Genomic DNA, 17,739 nt, shown 5'->3' with positions numbered 1-17,739 from the left:
TGCGCCGGGGGCACCCCCCAAGTAAAGCCCCCGCACCCATGCAAGAACCGCTCATCCTCGCCGTGCCCAAGGGCCGGATCCTCGACGAGGCGCTGCCGCTGCTCGCGGCGGTCGGCATCGTGCCCGAGCCCGCCTTTTCCGATCCGGACAGCCGGGCGCTGCGTTTCAAGACCAACAGCCCCGCGATCGACCTGATCCGCGTGCGCGCTTTCGACGTGGCGACCTTCGTCGCCCATGGCGCCGCGCAGCTCGGCATCGTCGGATCGGACGTGCTGGCGGAGTTCGATTATTCGGAGCTGTACGCGCCGGTGGATCTGGGGATCGGGCATTGCCGTATCTCGGTCGCCGAGCCCGTCGACATGGCCGAGAAGGACGATCCGCGCGGCTGGAGCCATGTCCGCATCGCCACCAAATACCCCCACATCACCCGCGCCCATTTCGAGGCGCGGGGGGTGCAGGCCGAATGCGTCAAGCTGAACGGCGCGATGGAGCTGGCGCCGGTGCTCGGGCTCGCGCCGCGGATCGTCGATCTCGTTTCGTCAGGCAAGACACTCAAGGAGAATGGCCTGGTCGAGGTCGAGGTGATCGCGCAGGTCACCAGCCGGCTGATCGTCAACCGCGCGGCGTTCAAGATGCGCGCGGGGGAAGTGGTGCCGCTCGTCGATGCGTTCCGGAGGGCGGTGGCGTGATCCGCCTCGACGCCGCCGCACCCGGTTTCGCCGGGAAGTTCACGACCCTCGTCAACGCGCGCCGTGAGGCGGACGAAGATGTCGCACGTAACGTCACCCATATTATCAAGCGGGTGCGCGACGAGGGCGATGCCGCGGTCAAGGATCTGACCCGGCTGTTCGACAAGCACGATCTCGACCAGACCGGCTGGAAGATCGATCGCGCCGATTGCCTCGCGGCATGGGAAGGGCTGACTCCCGAATTGCGCGACGCCCTCGAACTCGCGGCGGAGCGGATCGCAGTCTATCACGCCAGGCAGAAGCCCGAGGACAGCGACGGGATCGACGAACTCGGCATCCGCCTCGGCGCGCGCTGGCGGGCGGTGGATTCGGCAGGCGTCTATGTCCCCGGCGGCCGCGCGGCCTATCCCAGCTCGGTGCTGATGAACGCGATCCCGGCAAAGGCGGCTGGCGTGCGCCGGCTGGTGATGGTGACCCCGACTCCGAACGGCGAAGTAAATCCGCTGGTGCTCGCCGCGGCGCATATCGCCGGGGTGGACGAATTGTGGCGTGTCGGCGGAGCGCAGGCCGTCGCGGCGCTTGCTTACGGGACTGCGTCGATCGCGCCGGTCGACGTCGTCACCGGCCCCGGCAATGCCTGGGTCGCCGAAGCCAAGCGCCAGCTCTACGGCGTGGTCGGAATCGACATGGTCGCCGGGCCGAGCGAGATCGTCGTCGTCGCAGACGGCAAGAACGACCCCGAATGGATTGCCGCCGATTTGCTCAGTCAGGCCGAGCACGACCCGACCAGCCAGTCGATCCTGTTCACCGACGATGCCGCTTTCGCCGACAAGGTGGCCGCGGCGGTCGACGCCCAGATCGAGACGCTCTCCACCGCCGCGACTGCGCGGGCGAGCTGGGACGCGAACGGGGCGATCATCCTGGTGCCGAGCCTCGTCGAAGCGATCCCGCTCTGCGATCGCCTGGCGCCGGAGCATCTCGAACTCGCCTGCGACGACGCGGAAGGGCTGTTCGACATGGTCCACCATGCCGGCTCGGTGTTCCTTGGCCGGCACACGCCCGAGGCGGTGGGCGATTATGTCGCGGGCCCGAACCATGTGCTGCCGACGGGGCGGCGCGCGCGCTTCGCTTCGGGGCTGTCGGTGCTCGATTTCATGAAGCGGACGAGCTTCCTGGCCTTGGATGAAGCGGGACTCGCTGCTATCGGACCGGCCGCAGTCGCGCTGGCCAATGCCGAAGGGCTGCCGGCGCACGCCAGATCGGTCGCGATCCGCCTCCGGAACCAAGAAGAGTAGTCATGCCAAGTCCCAAGGCCCGCACCCGTTCCAAGGCTCGCGCCGCCGCGCGGCTCGCCGCCGTGCAGGCGCTCTACCAGCTGGAAATGGAGGGCACCAAGCTCACCGTATTGCTCACCGAATTCCACCAGCACCGGCTCGGCGCGACGATCGAGGATGTCGAATATGCCGATGCCGACGTCACCTTCTTCGACGATATCGTCAAAGGCGTCGACGCGCGGCGCGAGGAGATCGACGGGCTGATCGCGGCGAAGCTGACCGCAGATTGGTCGCTCGATCGCCTCGACAAGCCAATGCGACAGATCCTCCGCGCCGGCACCTATGAGCTGCTGGCGCGGGCGGATGTGCCGGTGGGCGCGGTGATCAGCGAATATCTCGACGTGACCGACGCGTTCTACGACCGGCGCGAGAAGGGATTCGCCAACGGGATCCTCGACGCCATTGCGAAGGAAGTACGGGGTTGATCGATCCTCCCCGTTCCGGGGAGGATCTAGTGGACGAATCCGGTTTCATCGCTGCGCTGCGCACGCTGCCGCTACATCCCGGTGCGCAGGACCTTCGCGATGACGCCGCCGTGATCGAAATCGGCGGCGAGGCGCTGGTGGTCACGCATGACGCGATCGCCGAGGGGGTGCATTACCGCGCCGGCACCGATCCGGCCGACATCGCGTGGAAGCTCGTCGCGGTGAACCTGTCCGATCTCGCCGCAAAAGCTGCGGAGCCGATCGGGGTGCTGATCGGAGCGACTCTGATCCAGCGCGCCGAGCGTTTCGTGGAAGGCCTGCGCGACGTGCTCGAGGCTTACGGCGTCAAGCTGCTCGGCGGCGACACCATCGCGCATGGCGGACCCGCGACTTTCGGCTGCACCGCGATCGGCCGCGCGACGGTGCGGCCGGTGCCGGCGCGGAGCGAGGCACAGGCGGGGGACGCGCTCTATGTCACCGGCGCGATCGGCGCGGCGATGCTCGGTTTCGAGGCCGGCGACGGCGCGGCCTATTTGCGGCCGCGACCGCTTCTGGCCGAGGGGCTGGCTTTGGGGCCGCACGTTCACGCGATGATGGACGTGTCCGACGGGCTGCTGCTCGATACGCGCCGTATGGCCGAGGCGAGCGGGTGCACCGCTGCGATCGAATTCGACGCGATCCCGTTCGCGCAAGGCGTAAGCGACCGGCTGGCGGCGGCGCGCTGGGGCGACGATTATGCGTTGCTGTTCACGGCGCCGGCGGATGCGGCTCTGCCCGTATCGGCGACGCGGATCGGCACGATGCTCGCAAAGGGCGCCCAACCACTTCTCCTCGACGGCAAATCCCCCCCCGAACGCCTCGGCTACGAGCACCGCTGAGGCGGGTTGCGCCCGCTTCGGGTGCCCGATACCTTCCCCGCCTCCGCACGACCGGCACAAGACCGGCGCGGTTCCAGTTCTAGGGGAAGGACTTCGCCTGATGACGATTGTGTATCTCGCCATCGCCTGCGGTTTGCTGGCGTTGGCTTATGGCTTTCTGACGAGTCAGCAAGTGCTGCGGGCGTCGCCCGGTAACGAGAAAATGCAGGACATCGCCGCCGCCATTCAGGAGGGGGCCAAGGCCTATCTGGCGCGGCAATATATGGCGATCGCCGTCGTCGGCGTGATCGTCGCGATCGTGTTGTTCTTCGCCCTAGGTGCGCTGCCGACGCTCGGCTTCGTGATCGGCGCGGTGCTTTCCGGCCTCGCCGGGTTCGTGGGCATGAACATCTCGGTGCGGGCCAACGTCCGGACTGCGGAAGCGGCACGGCATTCGCTCCAGGCAGGCCTGACGCTGGCGTTCCGTTCGGGCGCGATCACCGGCATGCTGGTAGCGGGGCTGGGTCTCCTCTCGATCGCAGGCATCTTCGCCTATCTGGTCGAGGGTGCGGACCTTGCGCCCAATTCGCGGCCGGTGATCGAGACGCTGACCGGGCTCGCCTTCGGCGCCTCGCTGATCTCGATCTTCGCGCGTCTCGGCGGCGGCATTTTCACCAAAGCGGCCGATGTCGGCGCCGATCTGGTGGGCAAGGTCGAGGCCGGAATCCCCGAGGACGATCCCCGCAACCCCGCGGTGATCGCCGACAATGTCGGCGACAATGTCGGCGACTGTGCGGGCATGGCCGCCGATCTGTTCGAGACCTATGTCGTCACGCTCGGCATCACCATGGTGACGATCGCATTGCTGATGCGCGGACTGGCGCCTGACACATTGCTGGCGCTGATGACCTTGCCGCTGATCGTCGGCGGGGTGTGCATCATCACCTCGATCATCGGCACTTATTTCGTCCGACTGGGCAAGAGCCAGTCGATCATGGGGGCGCTGTACAAGGGCTTCTGGGTCACCGTGATCCTGTCGATCCCGGCAATCATCGGGGTGACGCATTACACGCTGGGCGGGCTCGACACGCTGATCGGCGGAATCGGCGATCCCTCGGCATTCCTAGAAGGGTCGACCGGCCTCGCCGATCAGGCCAATACCGGCCTCGCCACGGGGCCGAGCTTCACCGGCTGGGATCTCATCTACTGCATGATGATCGGCCTTGCGGTGACCGGGCTGCTGGTGTGGATCACCGAATATTATACCGGCACCAACTATCGCCCGGTCCGCTCGATTGCCAAGGCATCGGAGACCGGCCACGGCACCAACGTGATCCAAGGCCTTGCGATCAGCCTAGAGTCGACGGCGCTGCCGACTTTGGTGATCGTGATCGCCGTGATTGCGGCGTACCAGATCGCCGGGGTGATCGGCGTGGCGTTCGCGGCGACTTCGCTGCTCGCGCTCGCGGGCATGGTGGTCGCGCTCGACGCCTATGGCCCAGTGACCGACAATGCCGGCGGCATCGCCGAGATGGCTGGGCTCGACGACGAGGTCCGCCACAAGACCGACGCGCTCGACGCGGTGGGCAACACCACCAAGGCAGTGACCAAGGGCTATGCGATCGGCTCGGCGGCGCTCGCGGCGCTCGTGCTGTTCGGGGCATACACCACCGACCTCCACGAGTTCTTCCCGAACGTGGATGTCGATTTCAGCTTGAGCAATCCGTATGTGATCGTCGGGCTGCTGCTGGGTGCGCTCTTGCCCTATCTGTTCGGCGCATTCGGCATGACGGCGGTCGGCCGCGCGGCGGGATCGGTAGTGCAGGACGTGCGCGACCAGTTCCGCGAGAATCCCGGGATCATGGAAGGGACCAGCCGGCCGAATTACGGCCGCACGGTCGACATCGTCACCCGGGCGGCGATCAAGGAAATGATCATTCCGTCGCTGCTGCCGGTGCTGAGCCCGATCGCAGTGTACTTCCTGATCACTGCGGTAGCGGGGCAGCATGAAGGCTTCGCAGCGCTCGGCGCGATGCTGCTCGGCGTGATTGTCTCGGGGTTGTTCGTCGCGATCTCGATGACCAGCGGCGGCGGCGCTTGGGACAATGCCAAGAAATATATCGAGGACGGCAATCACGGCGGGAAGGGATCCGAGGCGCACAAGGCCGCGGTGACGGGCGACACCGTCGGCGATCCGTACAAGGATACTGCGGGTCCCGCAGTCAATCCGATGATCAAGATCACCAACATCGTGGCGCTGCTGCTGCTCGCGGCGCTCGCCGGACATGGCGCGGGCTGAGCCTTCCGACTGAACTGCGACCCCCGTCCGGAGCGATCCGGGCGGGGTTTTCTTTTGCGCAACCCTCCCTCTGGCAGGGAGGATTGAGATCAGGCCACCAGCCGCGCGAGCTCCTGCTGCATTCCCAGCAGTCGCATCTGGGTCCGCGCCGTTTCGAGATTGTGGCGGACGAGATGGCTGCCGCAGCCTTGCAGGCTGCCTTCGAGATCCGGCCGCTCGCCGATCGCCAGACACCGTTCCCACGCGCCGATCGCCAGCGGCAACCATTGGTCGAGCGCCTGCACCGGATCGGTCTGCGCGCGATCGTGGAGGAGATTGCCGAGTACGAAGAACAGGTCGGGCGACTCCGGATAATGCGCCATTTCGGCGTCGGCGAGCGCCAGCGCGGTGTCCATCCGATCCGTCCTGCCGAGGCAGTGGAGCTGGCGCACGACCAGCGCGTGGCGCCAATTGGCTTCGAGCGGGCTGGCCTCGAGCGCCGCGGCATAATGCGCGCATGCCTCCACGAGATCACCGCCGATCTCTGCATCCTTGGCGAGCTGGTAGAGCAGATAGGGATCGCCCGGGCGGTCCCGAAGATCGCGCCGCAGCAACGGGGGGTTGCGGTCACGCTTGCGGGCCAGCTGGCCCGCGAGATAGCCGTCATGCCGGATGTGCAGTTCGATGCGTGCACGCGGAAGCGGCGATACCGGCTGTTCGTGGACGCGACCCTGATAGCGGACGCCGCGCGGCAACAGGCGCGTGAGCCAGTTGCGGCGCTCGGCGCCCGTCGCGGTACCCTCCATCGCGCTGTGCACGCAGAGCTGGCCGAGCCGCGGCGCGCGACACCAGCGGCGCAGTTGCTCGCCGCCCGAGACGATCCACTCGTCGGCGTCGAGCACGAGGTTCCAGTCGGCATCGACCAAGTCGAGCGCATGGTTGCGCGCGGCGGAGAAGTCGTTCGGCCAAGGCAAGTGATGGACCTGGGCGCCGCATTGTGCCGCGAGCAGCGGCGTGCCGTCGGTCGAGCCGGTGTCGAGCACCAATATCCGGTCGACATGCGGGCGGACGCTGTCGAGACAGCGCGCGATGCAGCGCGCCTCGTCGCGGACGATCAGCACGGCGGCGATGACGGGTTTGCGCGACAAAAGGAAGAGCCCGGATAGTTGGTACGGGCAAGAAACATCGGCGAACAAGGCAAACATAGTGTTAACCAAAGCGACCTAACTTCGCGGGCGCACCGTGAGGAACGCGACGATGATCCCGAAGCTGATGCACTTCATCTGGGTGGGCGACCAAAGTAAATGCCCCACCAACTGCATGGACACGTGGCGCGCGCTCAATCCCGATTGGGAATTCCTGCTCTGGGGCAATCAGGATCTCGCCGGGCAGGACTGGTTCAACCGCGATCACATGAATGCGATGCACGGCGTCGAACTCAACGGCGTCGCGGACATGATGCGCTGGGAGATTCTCCACGCCAAGGGCGGAGTGGTCGTCGATGCCGACAGCATCGCGCTGCGACCGCTCGACGACCATTTGCTCGATTGCGAGGCCTTCGCCTGTTGGGAGAGCGAAATCGCGCGGCCGGGGCTGATCGCCGCGGGCTATTTCGGCTGCGAGGCGGGCAATCCTTTCGTCGAGCAGATCATCCGCGACATCCATGACTCGCCCAGCGTGACGCATGCCAAGGCATGGAAGACCGTCGGGCCACAGCGGCTGACCGACAGCTACCGCAAATACGGCTATTCGCACCTGCGCATCTATCCGAGCCATTATTTCATCCCGCGGCATTTCACCGGCGTGGCCTATGAAGGCGGCGACCCGGTCTATGCCGACCAGCTCTGGGGCTCGACGCTGCGCGCCTATGACGAGATCCACAAGCGCGAGGTGCCTGCCCCGGCGGCCGCGCCGGTGCCGGAGGTGTCGGCGCTCGAAGTGCGCAATGCGCCCTATTTCGTCCAGCGCGTGCAGGTGAGCAACGAACTCGAAGGGCTGGGCCGTGGTGTGGTGCTGGGCAATTTCTGCGAAGGCAAGCGCGTGCTCCATGTCGGCTGCGCCGATTGGCCGATCACCAATCTGAAGGCGTCGCTGCACCTCGCGCTGGAGCAGGTCTGCGCGCAGCTCGACGGCGTCGACCCGCACACCGAAGCGCTCGATCAGCTCGCGCCGCACGTGAAGGGGCGGCTATTCTCGAGCCTCGATCAGGTCAGTGATTCCTACGATCTGGTGCTCGTTCCCGAAGTAATGGAGCATGTGCCCAATGTCTCGGATTTCCTCGCCCAGCTCGAGAAGGTCGACGCCGGCGCGTTCCTGGTCTCGGTGCCCGATGCGTTCCAGTGCGGCGGACGGCATTTCGACTATCTCGCCGACAGCGCGACCTTCGTCGAGGTCGTCCACCCCGATCACAATGTCTGGTACACGCCCTACACCCTCACCAATACGATCCGGAAATATAGCGGGCTGCGCATCGAGCAGATGTGGTTCTTCAACAAGATCTCGCTGCTGGCGCTGCTTTCGAAGGAGCAGATGCGCCTCGCGGCATGACGGGGCGCCATCGCTCTGCTAGGGGCACGCGACCGTAACCCGTTGGAATGCCTTCGTGACCGAACCTGTTCTGCCCTTCCACGTCGCCGCGCTCTACCAATTCGCCCGTTTCGACGATTGCGAGGCGATCAAGGCGCCGCTCGCACGGCTGTGCGGCACACAGGGCGTGAAGGGCACCTTGTTGTTGGCCCCCGAGGGGATCAACGGGACGATCGCGGGGAGCGATGCGGCGATCGAGGAAGTGCTCGCGCACATCCGCGGCCTGCCGGGCTGCGCCGCGCTCGACGTCAAGCATTCGCGCGCGGCGAGCATGCCGTTCCACCGCATGAAAGTGCGGATCAAGCGCGAGATCGTGACGATGGGCGAGCCCGATCTCGATCCGACCGACGCCGGCGAATATGTCGCGCCGGAGGACTGGAATGCGCTGATCGATGCGCCCGACACGATTCTGATCGACACCCGCAACGACTATGAAGTGGCGATCGGCAGCTTCGCCGGCGCGATCGATCCGAAGACGCATAGCTTCAGCCAGTTTCCCGAATGGGTGCGGGCGCATCGCCATGAATGGGAGGGGCGGCGCGGGGAGAAGCCCAGGATCGCGATGTTCTGCACCGGCGGCATCCGCTGCGAGAAGTCGACGGCGTTGCTCAAGGCCGAGGGGCTCGATCAAGTCTATCATCTCAAGGGTGGGATCCTCGCTTACCTGGAGCAGGTGCCGGCCGGGCAGAGCCGCTGGCAGGGCGAATGCTTCGTATTCGACGAGCGCGTCTCGGTCGGGCACGGGCTCGAGCTCGGCAGCTACGGCCTGTGTCGCGCCTGTCGCAGGCCGGTCAGTGAGGCGGACCAGCGTTCGCCGCTGTTCGTCGAAGGCGTCGCATGCCCCGCCTGCCATGCCGAGCGGACCGACGCGCAGCGCGAGCGCTACGCCGAACGGCACCGCCAGGCGGAGCTGGCGGCGGCGCGCGGCGAGGCACATATCGGCGCGAGCTTTGTGGAGCACGAGGCTGACTGAGCCGATCCTCTACAGCTTCCGCCGCTGCCCCTATGCGATGCGGGCGCGGATGGCGCTGACGGTCAGCGAGACGGTTTGCGAGATCCGCGAGGTCAGGCTTCGCGACAAGCCCGCCGAACTGATCGCCGCTTCACCCAAGGCGACGGTGCCGGTGCTGGTGCTTCCCGATGGCTGGGTGATCGACGAGAGCCTCGACATCATGCGCTGGGCGCTCGGGCGCAACGATCCCGAAGGTTGGTTGGCCGGCGACGACGCGGCGTTGATCCATGCCAATGACGGCCCGTTCAAGCACCATCTCGATCGCTACAAATATCCCGATCGCCATGCGTCCGATCCGGCGGAGCATCGCGCGCTGGGCCTGGCGATGCTGGAGAGGTTGGAAGCGCGGCTGGCGGCGGGGGCGTATCTCTGCGGCGAGCAGCGCTCCCTGACCGATGCGGCGATCATGCCCTTCGTGCGGCAGTTCGCCGCGGTCGACCGCGACTGGTTCGCCGCGCAGCCGCTGCCCGGGGTGCAGCGCTGGCTGGCCGGGCAGATCGCGTCCGACCTGTTCGCTGCGGTGATGGTCCAGCGTCCGCAATGGCGACCAATTTAGAGGCTCCGCGCGATCAGCAGCTTCATGATTTCGTTCGAGCCGCCATAGATCCGCTGCACCCGCGCATTCCGCCACATCCGCGCGATCGGATAGTCGTTGACATAGCCATAGCCGCCATGGAGCTGGAGGCATTCGTCGACCACCTGCCATTCGCTCTCTGTGACCCATAATTTGGCGATCGCCGCGCTGGTCAGGTCGAGCGTGCCCGCGAGCTGGCGTTCGATGCAATCGTTGACATAGACCCGCGCGACTTCGGTTTTGGCCTTGCACTCGGCGAGTTTGAACTGGGTGTTCTGGAAATCGAACACGCGCTGGCCGAATGCCTGGCGCTCCTTGACGTATTCGGTGGTGACCGCGACCGCGCGCTCCATCGTGATCACGCTGGAGACTGCGATCACCAGCCGCTCGCGGGGTAGCTCGGCCATCAGCTGGCGGAAGCCCTGGCCTTCGCTGGTGCCCAGCAAATTGTCGGCGGGGACCCAGACGTCGTCGAAGAACAGCTCGGAAGTGTCCTGCGCATCGAGCCCGATCTTGTCGAGCGCCTTGCCGCGGCGGAAGCCTTCGGCTTGCTCCGTTTCCACCACCAGCAGCGACACGCCCTTTCCGCCCGCCGCAGGATCCGTCTTCGCGACGACGACGATGAAGTCAGCAATCTGTCCGTTGGAGATGAAGGTCTTGGCGCCGTTGATCCGATAGCCGTTGCCGTCGCGGACTGCCGTGGTGCGGATCGCCTGTAGGTCCGATCCCGCGCCGGGCTCGCTCATCGCGATCGCCGCGACGCTCTCGCCCGAGCATAGCTTGGGGAGCCAGCGGCGTTTCTGCTCCTCGGTGCCGTGGGCGAGGACATAGGGCAGGATGATGACGTTGTGCAGCGACAGCGCGAAGCCCTCGACTCCGTCACGGCCGACTTGCTCGACGAGGGTGACGTCATGACGGAAATCGCCGCCCGCGCCGCCATATTCAGGGGGATCGAGACGCCAAGCAGCCCGGCCTCCCCCGCCTGGCGCCAGAAGGCGCGTTCGACCTGGCCGGCGTCGCGCCATCTTGCGATCCGCTCGGGCGGGGCTTCGCGGGCGAAGAAGCGCGCGGCGCCGTCGGCGAGGGCGACGAGTTCGGGGTCTTCGCGCCAGTTACTCACCGCGGCGCCATGCGGATCGCGCCGTCGAGGCGGACGTCCTCGCCGTTGAAATACGGGTTGCGCAGCATCTCGAGCGCGAGGCTCGCATAATCCTCGGGCACGCCCAGCCGCTTGGGGAAGGGGACCGACGCCGCCAGCGCTTCCTTCACTTGCGGCGGCGCGGCGTTCATCAAGGGCGTGTCGAAGATGCCCGGCAGGATCGTGTTGACCCGGATGCCCTCAGACGAAAGGTCGCGCGCGATCGGCAGGGTCATGCCGACGATACCGCCCTTCGACGCCGAATAGGCCGCCTGGCCGATCTGGCCGTCCTCGGCGGCGACGCTCGCGGTGTTGACGATCGCGCCGCGCTCGCCGCCTTCGCCCGGTTCGAGCGTGAGCATGCCGGCGGCGCTCTTCACGATGCAGCGGAAGGTGCCGACGAGATTGACCTGGATCACCCAGTCGAACGCCGCGGCGGGGAATTGGCGGATCTCGCCGCTCGCCTTGTCGCGGCCGACGGTCTTGAAAGCGTTGCCGACGCCGGCGCAATTGACGAGGATGCGCTCCTGACCGTGCGCCTCGCGCGCTCTGGCGAAGCCGGCATCGACGTCATCGTCGGAGCGGACGTCGACCTTGCAGAAGATGCCGTGGATCTCGGCGGTGAGCGCCTCGCCTTTTTCGGTGTTCATGTCGAACAACGCTACCTTGGCGCCTGCGGCGGCGAGCGCGCGCGCAGTTGCGGCACCGAGGCCGGAAGCGCCGCCGGTCACCACGGCTGCCGTGTTTTCGAAGTTCATTCTGCTCTCCTAGCCAATCGTGCCTACGGCCCTGAGTGCCGCGATCTGGGGTGAGTCGTAGCCGAGCTCGGCGAGCACGCGATCGGTCCATTCGCCAGGTTGCGACGTCTTTGGCGGTGGTGCCGGCGTGGCGGCGAAGTGCGGCGCAGGCGCAGGCGCACCCGCGGCGAAGGTGCCGCGCGCTGCATTATGGGGGTGTGCGGCCGCCTCGTCGAAGGTGAGGACGGGAGAGACGCACGCCTCGGGTGCGAAATGCGCGGTCCAGGCGTTGCGGGTGCGGGTGGCGAAGATCGCCGCGAAGCGTTCGGCGCGCGCGGGCCAGGCGGCGGCGTCCATCTGGCCGGCGGCGTCTTCGCCGAGACCTGCGACGAGCGCGGCGTAGAATTGCGGCTCGATCGCGCCGACCGCCACATGCTTGCCGTCGGCGCAGGTGTAGGTCCGATAGAAGGGCGCGGCCCCGCTCAGCAGGTTCGCTCCGGGGCCGTCGTGCCACATGCCGGCAACCTTGAAGCCCCAGCTCATGCTGGCGAGCAAGGCGGCGCCGTCGGTCATCGCCGCGTCGACCACCTGCCCGGGCGCGCCCATTTTCACTGCGAGCAGCGCGCTGACCATGCCGAAGGCGAGCAGCATTCCGCCGCCACCGAAATCGCCGAGATAGTTGACCGGGGTAGTCGGTGGCGCGCCGGGCTGGCCGATGCCGTCGAGCAGTCCCGCGACGGCGATATAGTTGATGTCGTGACCCGGCGCCTGCGCCAGCGGCCCGTCCTGACCCCAGCCGGTCATTCGGCCGTAGACCAGCGCCGGATTGTCGCCGAGCAGCACGTCCGGGCCGAGCCCGAGCCGCTCCATCACGCCGGGGCGGAAGCCTTCAATAACGCCGTCGGCATCGCGGCAGAGGGTGCGGGCGATTTCGATGCCCTCGAGGGCCTTGAGCTCGATGCCGATCGCCTTGCGCGAGCGTGTCAATGCGTGCGGGCCGAAGCTGGCGCCGGGGCGCTCGATGCGGATCACTTCGGCGCCGTGATCGGCTAGCATCATCGCGGCGAAGGGGGCGGGGCCGATCCCGCCGAACTCGACGATGCGGAGGCCGGAAAGGGTGCCGGGCACTAGATTCCTCCCCCGCCTACTCTCACAACGCCTCGACGATGGTCACATTGGCGATGCCGCCGCCTTCGCACATCGTCTGGAGGCCGTAGCGCAGGCCGCGCTTGCGCAGCGCGTGGATCAGCGTGGTCATCAGCTTGGTGCCTGAGGCGCCGAGCGGGTGGCCGAGCGCGATCGCGCCGCCATTGACGTTAAGCCTGGCCGGGTCGGCGCCGGTATGTTCGAGCCACGCGAGCGGCACCGGGGCGAAGGCTTCGTTGACTTCGTAAAGGTCGATGTCGCCGATGGCCATGCCTGCGCGCTGTAATGCCCGGTCGGTGGCGAACAGCGGCTCTTCAAGCATGATCACCGGATCGCCGGCAGTGACGGTGAGGTTGTGGATGCGCGCCAGCGGCGTGAGGCGGTGCGCCTTGAGCGCGGCCGCGCTGACCACCATCACTGCCGAGGCGCCGTCACAGATCTGGCTGGCATTGCCCGCGGTGATCACGCCGCCTTCGACTAGGGTCTTCAGGCTGCCAAGGCCTTCTATGCTCGCGTCGAAGCGGATGCCTTCGTCCTGCGCGTGACTTCGGGTGCCATCGGGGGTGTCGATCTCGATCGGCAGGATCTCGTCGGCAAAGTTCCCGCGCTCCACTGCCGCGGCGGCGCGGCGATGGCTTTCGAGCGCATAGGCGTCGAGCGCCGCGCGACTGTGGCTGTATTTCCGGGCGATCATCTCGGCGCCGGTGAACTGGCTGAACCCGCGCACGCCGAAGCGGGCGAGCTGCCGTTCGCTATAGGGCTTCGCGCCTGCGACGCTGGTGCCCATCGGCACGCGGCTCATATGCTCGACCCCGGCGGCGATCACCACGTCCTGCGTGCCCGATAGCACGGCCTGCGCCGCGAACTGGATCGCCTGCTGCGAGCTGCCGCATTGGCGGTCGATCGTCACCGCGGGGATGCTGGCTGGCAGGCCGGAGGCGAGCACGGCGTTGCGGCCGATATGGAGCGCCTGCTCGCCGGCCTGGCCGACGCAGCCCATGATCACGTCGTCGATGGCGGCGGGCTCAATACCGCTGCGCGCCACGACTTCGGCAAGCACTGCGCCGGCCAGATCGACCGGGTGCCAGCCCATCAGCCGGCCATTGCGCCTGCCGCCGGCGGTGCGCACTGCCGCGACGATATAGGCCTCCGCCATCTCGCTCTCCCATGCAGCCTTGATGGCCGTCAACTTACATCAGTGTAAGTGGCGCATGGCCGCGGAAGCAAGTGGGCAGTCGCCGTGATCGCCTTCATTGCTCGCGATACGTGAATCCACGAGATTCGCGCATTGTTCCGCGCTGGACTTTTCGGTAGGGACACCCATCTTGGTATAGTGGACGCAGCAGCTTGCCGTCCGCCTTCCCTTTTCACGCGTAGCAGAGTAAAGGCACCGCCACTTTTGCTGGCGCTCACCTGAGAGGCATATTTTTGGCCAAAGAAGAACTCCTTGAAATGCGCGGCCAGGTCGTTGAGCTTTTGCCCAACGCCATGTTCCGCGTCCGGCTCGAGAACGATCACGAGATTCTCGGCCACACCGCCGGCAAGATGCGCAAGAATCGCATCCGCGTGCTGGTCGGCGACGAAGTCTTGGTCGAGCTCACGCCGTACGACCTGACCAAGGGCCGTATCACCTACCGCTTCAAGTGAGCGGCGGGCCTGTGCGGCTCGTCCTCGCTTCCACTTCGCCGCGTCGGCTCGATCTGCTCCGGCGGATCGGGGCCGAACCCGTGCGCGTCGCCGCGCCCGATGTCGATGAGGATGTCCGCGTCGGCGAGCTGCCGCGCGCCTATGTGTTGCGGGTCGCGATCGACAAAGCGCAGGCGGTGGAGCGCGCCGCGGACGAGATCGTCCTTGCCGGCGACACGACGATTGCGGTCGGCCGCCGCATCCTCGCCAAGCCCGCGGACGAAGCCGATCTGCGGCGGATGCTGACGTTGCTTTCGGGCAGGCGGCACCATTGCCTGTCGGCGGTGTGCCTGATCGGGCTCGACGGCAAGCCACGCACGCGCCTCTCCGACACGGTCGTCACCTTCAAGCGGCTGAGCGACGCCGAAATCGACTGGTACATCGCGAGCGGCGAAGGGATGGGCAAGGCCGGCGGCTATGCGATCCAGGGCAAGGCGGAGGCATTCGTGCGCTTCCTGTCGGGGAGCCATTCGGGGGTAGTCGGGCTGCCGGTGTTCGAGACGCGCGCGCTGCTCGAAGCCGCAGGACACCAGCTTGGCTGAGTGGCTCTACGAGGCCGGGATCGGTGAAAACCGCGCTGCTCTGGTTTCGCGCGGCGTGATCTGGAAGGCGCGGATCGAACTGGAACAAAGCGGGCCGCGGCATGGGGCGGTGCTCAACGCGCGGCTGATCGACAAGAGCACCGGCAAAGTGACGTTCGAGGGCGGCGAGGCCCTGTGCGATCCGCTGCCGCAGGGAATCACGCAGGGCGCTACGCTGCGGGTGAAGATCGTCCGCGAGGCGATTCCCGAGGCCGGCCGACCCAAGTTGCCCAAGGCGGTGCCCGCGGGTGCGGATGCGCTGCCGGGGGAGGGCGCGGACCTGCGGACCCGGATCACTGCGAGCGGCGTGCCGGTGCGGATGCTGCGCGCACACGAGACGGATCTGCTCGAAGAAGCTGGCTGGTCCGAAGTTCTCGAAGAAGCGGTGACCGGCGAGATTGGCTTTCCGGGCGGTGCGCTGCGGCTGTCGCCGACGCCGGCAATGGCATTGTTCGACGTCGACGGCGGCGGGCCGCTCGAGCCGCTCGCGGTGGCGGCGGCGCATGCGGTGGCGCGGGCGATCGAGCGGCACAATATCACGGGCTCGATCGGCATCGACTTCCCGACCCTGGCCAACAAGGCGGCGCGGCAGGCGGTGGCCGAGGCGATCGACGCGGCGCTGCCACAGCCATTCGAGCGCACCACGGTCAACGGCTTCGGCTTCCTGCAGATCGTGCGGCGGCGGACGCGGCCTTCGCTTCCCGAATTGCTGCGCGCCGATCCGGTGGGGGCCGAGGCCCGCGCCGAATTGCGGCGCATCGAACGGCTTCCCCCGCCGCCGCCGGCTACCCATATGGTGACGAGGCGAATCGCCAACCGGCTGGCGCAGCGGCCCGAATGGACCGCCGAGCTGGCCCGGCGCATCGGTGGCGCGACTTTGTTCGTCGCCCCCAAGGAGTAGACATTGGCAAAGCGTGACGGCTGTCCGATCTGCGGCACAGCAACCGAACCCGAATTCAAGCCCTTCTGCAGCCGCGGCTGCAAGGATCGCGACTTGCTGCAATGGTTGGGCGAAGGTTACCGCGTTCCCGGCGAACCCGTCGATCTGACACGAGAAAGCGGGCTAGACAGCGCGCGGGACGCCGACTAAGAGGCCCGCTCCCCGGCCATGTCGGGGCATGCCCGGGTAGCTCAGTTGGTAGAGCATGCGACTGAAAATCGCAGTGTCGGCGGTTCGACCCCGTCCCCGGGCACCACTTCCTCCTCCGGAAAATGGTGCCCTTGGCGGCCGCTAGAGAGTGGTTGATTCGAGCGTCGTCGTTTCCGGCTTGGGTAGACCGTTGGCCTTGTAGTCGGCGATCAGCGCCTCCTTGCGGGCGCGCATTTCTTCGCCCAGCGCGTCCATGTCGAGCCCGGCCTTGCGCGCCTGCGAGAACATGCCCTCCATGCGCTTTTCCTCTTCCTCGACATGGTGCTCGATCTGTTCGGAGAGCACCTTGACCTTGGCGTCGTAATATTCGTCCTCGGGGCTGCCTGCCTCGATCTCGGCGATCAGCACCTTGGCGCCGTCATGCTCGACATAGGCTTCCTTGAGCAGATCCTCTTCGATCCTGCCCTCGCAGGCAGGGTAGAAGATCTCCTCCTCGATCTTGGTATGGACGATCAGTTCGAGGCAGATCTGGTTGGCGATCTTCTGCTTTTTCGAAGCGCCGCTCGCGCTTTCGAACTGTTCGAACAATTCCTCGACCGTGCGATGATCGGCCTTGAGTAATGCGACTGCGTCTTGCTTGGTGTCCTGAGCCATATCCGTCTCCTCTTCAGGAGGGCTCAACCGCGCGCGATATCGTTCGTTCCACTGCGCAGGCGGACAACTGCACTCACCATGATACCACCGAGAATCAACGCCATACCCGCGAAGTGATGCGCGTGGAGCTGCTCGCCCAGCGTGAGCGCCGCGAGCAGCGCGCCGAACAGCGGCATCAGCGTGATCGCCTGTCCCGCGCTGGCAGGCCCCACCGTCGCGACGGCGGCATTGAACAAGGTATAGGCGACGACCGAGGGCAGCAGCGCGACATACACCACGGCGCCGATCACTTGCGGCGTAAAGTGCATCGCGGCGATCTCGCGCCATTCGGTGGCCGCGAGCGGGAGCATCGTGAGCACGCCGATTGCGAAGGTGACCGCAAGGAAGCTCTGGCTATGGAGCTTCGGGCGCAGCCGCAGAAGCGAAGTGTAGAACGCCCAGGTGACGACCCCGCCGAGGATCAGTGCGTCGCCGCGATTGAAGGTCACTTGCGAGAGCGCAGTGAGGTGGCCCTGAAGGACGATGATCACCACGCCGAAGGTCGACAGCGCGACGCCAAGGATCGCGCCCAGCCCTGCGCGCGCACGGAAGATCACGAAGTCGACGAGAAGCACCAATGCCGGAATCGCCGCCTGGAGCAGCATCCCGTTGCTCGCCGTGGTGTAGCGCAGCCCCGAATAGAGGAAGCCATTGAACGCCGCGACGCCGAGCAGGCCGAGCAGGACGATCACCGGCCAGTTCCGCGCGATCGCGGCGCGATCCTCAGCGAAATGGCGCGCGGCGAGGGGGACGACCACCAGCAGCGCGCCGGTCCAGCGCAGCAGCGCGAGGAAGAAGGGCGGAATGGCGTCGTGCACTGCGCGGGCGACGATCGAATTACCGGCCCAGAGCAGCATCACGAGCGCGAGCATGGCATAAGCGGCGGTCTGGGGGCGCAGGCGGATCATGTCTC

At 66.7% G+C, this 17,739-nt stretch carries 19 protein-coding genes, 1 tRNA gene and 1 pseudogene; 13 read left to right on the top strand and 8 right to left on the bottom strand.

The window, feature by feature from the left end; genetic code table 11:
• Positions 1 to 38: 38 nt before the first annotated feature.
• The 5 genes from hisG (at position 39) to CVN68_RS11255 (ending at position 5,604) form a co-directional block, all read left to right on the top strand.
• A complete protein-coding gene (gene hisG / locus CVN68_RS11275; protein ID WP_100282290.1) occupies positions 39 to 689 on the top strand; it encodes an ATP phosphoribosyltransferase in 651 nt (216 codons plus the stop codon).
• Positions 686 to 1,984, top strand: coding sequence for a histidinol dehydrogenase (gene hisD / locus CVN68_RS11270; protein WP_100282289.1), 1,299 nt, complete (start codon positions 686 to 688; stop codon positions 1,982 to 1,984). The genes hisG and hisD overlap by 4 nt, the downstream gene beginning before the upstream one ends.
• A gap of 2 nt (positions 1,985 to 1,986) precedes the next feature.
• Positions 1,987 to 2,448: a transcription antitermination factor NusB gene (gene nusB, locus CVN68_RS11265; RefSeq protein WP_100282288.1), complete on the top strand. Its 462-nt coding sequence runs from the start codon at positions 1,987 to 1,989 to the stop codon at positions 2,446 to 2,448.
• Between the two features lie 29 nt (positions 2,449 to 2,477).
• Positions 2,478 to 3,326 (top strand): thiamine-phosphate kinase, encoded by an 849-nt coding sequence (gene thiL, locus CVN68_RS11260; RefSeq protein ID WP_100282287.1) that lies wholly within the window; start codon positions 2,478 to 2,480, stop codon positions 3,324 to 3,326.
• A gap of 100 nt (positions 3,327 to 3,426) precedes the next feature.
• Positions 3,427 to 5,604 (top strand): sodium-translocating pyrophosphatase, encoded by a 2,178-nt coding sequence (locus CVN68_RS11255; RefSeq protein ID WP_100282286.1) that lies wholly within the window; start codon positions 3,427 to 3,429, stop codon positions 5,602 to 5,604.
• 89 nt (positions 5,605 to 5,693) lie between these two features.
• On the opposite strand, the gene CVN68_RS11250 is transcribed toward CVN68_RS11255, so the two are convergent.
• Positions 5,694 to 6,731, bottom strand: coding sequence for a glycosyltransferase family 2 protein (locus CVN68_RS11250; protein ID WP_100282285.1), 1,038 nt, complete (start codon positions 6,729 to 6,731; stop codon positions 5,694 to 5,696).
• Between the two features lie 109 nt (positions 6,732 to 6,840).
• Here CVN68_RS11250 and CVN68_RS11245 point away from each other — a divergent pair, with 109 nt between their 5' ends.
• Genes CVN68_RS11245 through CVN68_RS11235 form a run of 3 tightly spaced genes read left to right on the top strand, consistent with a single transcriptional unit; the run spans position 6,841 to position 9,737 of the window.
• The gene (locus CVN68_RS11245) at positions 6,841 to 8,130 is read left to right on the top strand and encodes a glycosyltransferase (protein ID WP_100282284.1); all 1,290 of its coding nucleotides are present in this window, start codon (positions 6,841 to 6,843) and stop codon (positions 8,128 to 8,130) included.
• Between the two features lie 55 nt (positions 8,131 to 8,185).
• Entirely contained in the window at positions 8,186 to 9,142 is a 957-nt protein-coding gene (gene trhO, locus CVN68_RS11240) for an oxygen-dependent tRNA uridine(34) hydroxylase TrhO (protein WP_233503305.1), read from the top strand.
• Between the two features lie 37 nt (positions 9,143 to 9,179).
• Positions 9,180 to 9,737 carry a glutathione S-transferase gene (locus tag CVN68_RS11235; RefSeq protein WP_233503709.1) on the top strand — a complete coding sequence of 186 codons (558 nt, stop codon included), beginning with the start codon at positions 9,180 to 9,182 and terminating at the stop codon, positions 9,735 to 9,737.
• Here CVN68_RS11235 and CVN68_RS24440 read toward each other — a convergent pair.
• The 5 genes and pseudogenes from CVN68_RS24440 to CVN68_RS11215 all read right to left on the bottom strand — a co-directional run bounded on the left by CVN68_RS24440 (position 9,734) and on the right by CVN68_RS11215 (position 13,932).
• Entirely contained in the window at positions 9,734 to 10,501 is a 768-nt protein-coding gene (locus CVN68_RS24440; RefSeq protein ID WP_407695550.1) for an acyl-CoA dehydrogenase family protein, read from the bottom strand. The genes CVN68_RS11235 and CVN68_RS24440 overlap by 4 nt on opposite strands.
• A gap of 78 nt (positions 10,502 to 10,579) precedes the next feature.
• A pseudogene (locus CVN68_RS24435) lies at positions 10,580 to 10,875 on the bottom strand (acyl-CoA dehydrogenase family protein); the annotation flags it as partial.
• A complete protein-coding gene (locus tag CVN68_RS11225; RefSeq protein ID WP_100282282.1) occupies positions 10,872 to 11,651 on the bottom strand; it encodes an SDR family NAD(P)-dependent oxidoreductase in 780 nt (259 codons plus the stop codon). The gene CVN68_RS11225 and the pseudogene CVN68_RS24435, both read right to left, overlap by 4 nt.
• A 9-nt stretch (positions 11,652 to 11,660) precedes the next feature.
• A complete protein-coding gene (locus CVN68_RS11220) occupies positions 11,661 to 12,758 on the bottom strand; it encodes a CaiB/BaiF CoA transferase family protein (protein ID WP_100282281.1) in 1,098 nt (365 codons plus the stop codon).
• A gap of 22 nt (positions 12,759 to 12,780) precedes the next feature.
• The gene (locus CVN68_RS11215; RefSeq protein ID WP_100284357.1) at positions 12,781 to 13,932 is read right to left on the bottom strand and encodes an acetyl-CoA C-acetyltransferase; all 1,152 of its coding nucleotides are present in this window, start codon (positions 13,930 to 13,932) and stop codon (positions 12,781 to 12,783) included.
• A gap of 272 nt (positions 13,933 to 14,204) precedes the next feature.
• Between CVN68_RS11215 and infA the strand changes: the two genes are divergently transcribed.
• From infA to CVN68_RS11190, 5 genes are all read left to right on the top strand, one after another.
• Complete coding sequence (infA, locus tag CVN68_RS11210; protein ID WP_003049127.1) at positions 14,205 to 14,423, top strand: translation initiation factor IF-1; 219 nt, start codon at positions 14,205 to 14,207, stop codon at positions 14,421 to 14,423.
• Between the two features lie 11 nt (positions 14,424 to 14,434).
• On the top strand, positions 14,435 to 15,004 hold the full coding sequence (locus tag CVN68_RS11205) for a Maf family protein (RefSeq protein WP_100282280.1): 570 nt from the start codon (positions 14,435 to 14,437) through the stop codon (positions 15,002 to 15,004).
• Positions 14,997 to 15,944 carry a ribonuclease E/G gene (locus CVN68_RS11200; protein ID WP_100282279.1) on the top strand — a complete coding sequence of 316 codons (948 nt, stop codon included), beginning with the start codon at positions 14,997 to 14,999 and terminating at the stop codon, positions 15,942 to 15,944. Before CVN68_RS11205 ends, CVN68_RS11200 begins: the two co-directional genes overlap by 8 nt.
• Positions 15,945 to 15,947: 3 nt before the next feature.
• Complete coding sequence (locus tag CVN68_RS11195; RefSeq protein WP_100282278.1) at positions 15,948 to 16,133, top strand: DNA gyrase inhibitor YacG; 186 nt, start codon at positions 15,948 to 15,950, stop codon at positions 16,131 to 16,133.
• 30 nt (positions 16,134 to 16,163) lie between these two features.
• A tRNA-Phe gene (locus tag CVN68_RS11190) sits at positions 16,164 to 16,239 on the top strand.
• A 35-nt stretch (positions 16,240 to 16,274) separates the two neighbouring features.
• Here CVN68_RS11190 and CVN68_RS11185 read toward each other — a convergent pair.
• Positions 16,275 to 16,787 (bottom strand): hemerythrin domain-containing protein, encoded by a 513-nt coding sequence (locus CVN68_RS11185; protein ID WP_100282277.1) that lies wholly within the window; start codon positions 16,785 to 16,787, stop codon positions 16,275 to 16,277.
• A gap of 23 nt (positions 16,788 to 16,810) precedes the next feature.
• Positions 16,811 to 17,734 carry a DMT family transporter gene (locus CVN68_RS11180; RefSeq protein ID WP_100282276.1) on the bottom strand — a complete coding sequence of 308 codons (924 nt, stop codon included), beginning with the start codon at positions 17,732 to 17,734 and terminating at the stop codon, positions 16,811 to 16,813.
• Positions 17,735 to 17,739 lie beyond the last annotated feature (5 nt).

This window comes from Sphingomonas psychrotolerans (assembly GCF_002796605.1).
Taxonomy (GTDB): Bacteria; Pseudomonadota; Alphaproteobacteria; order Sphingomonadales; family Sphingomonadaceae; genus Sphingomonas; species Sphingomonas psychrotolerans.
Note: the sequence above shows the minus strand (reverse complement) of the source record. Positions and strands in the feature narration are given on the sequence as shown.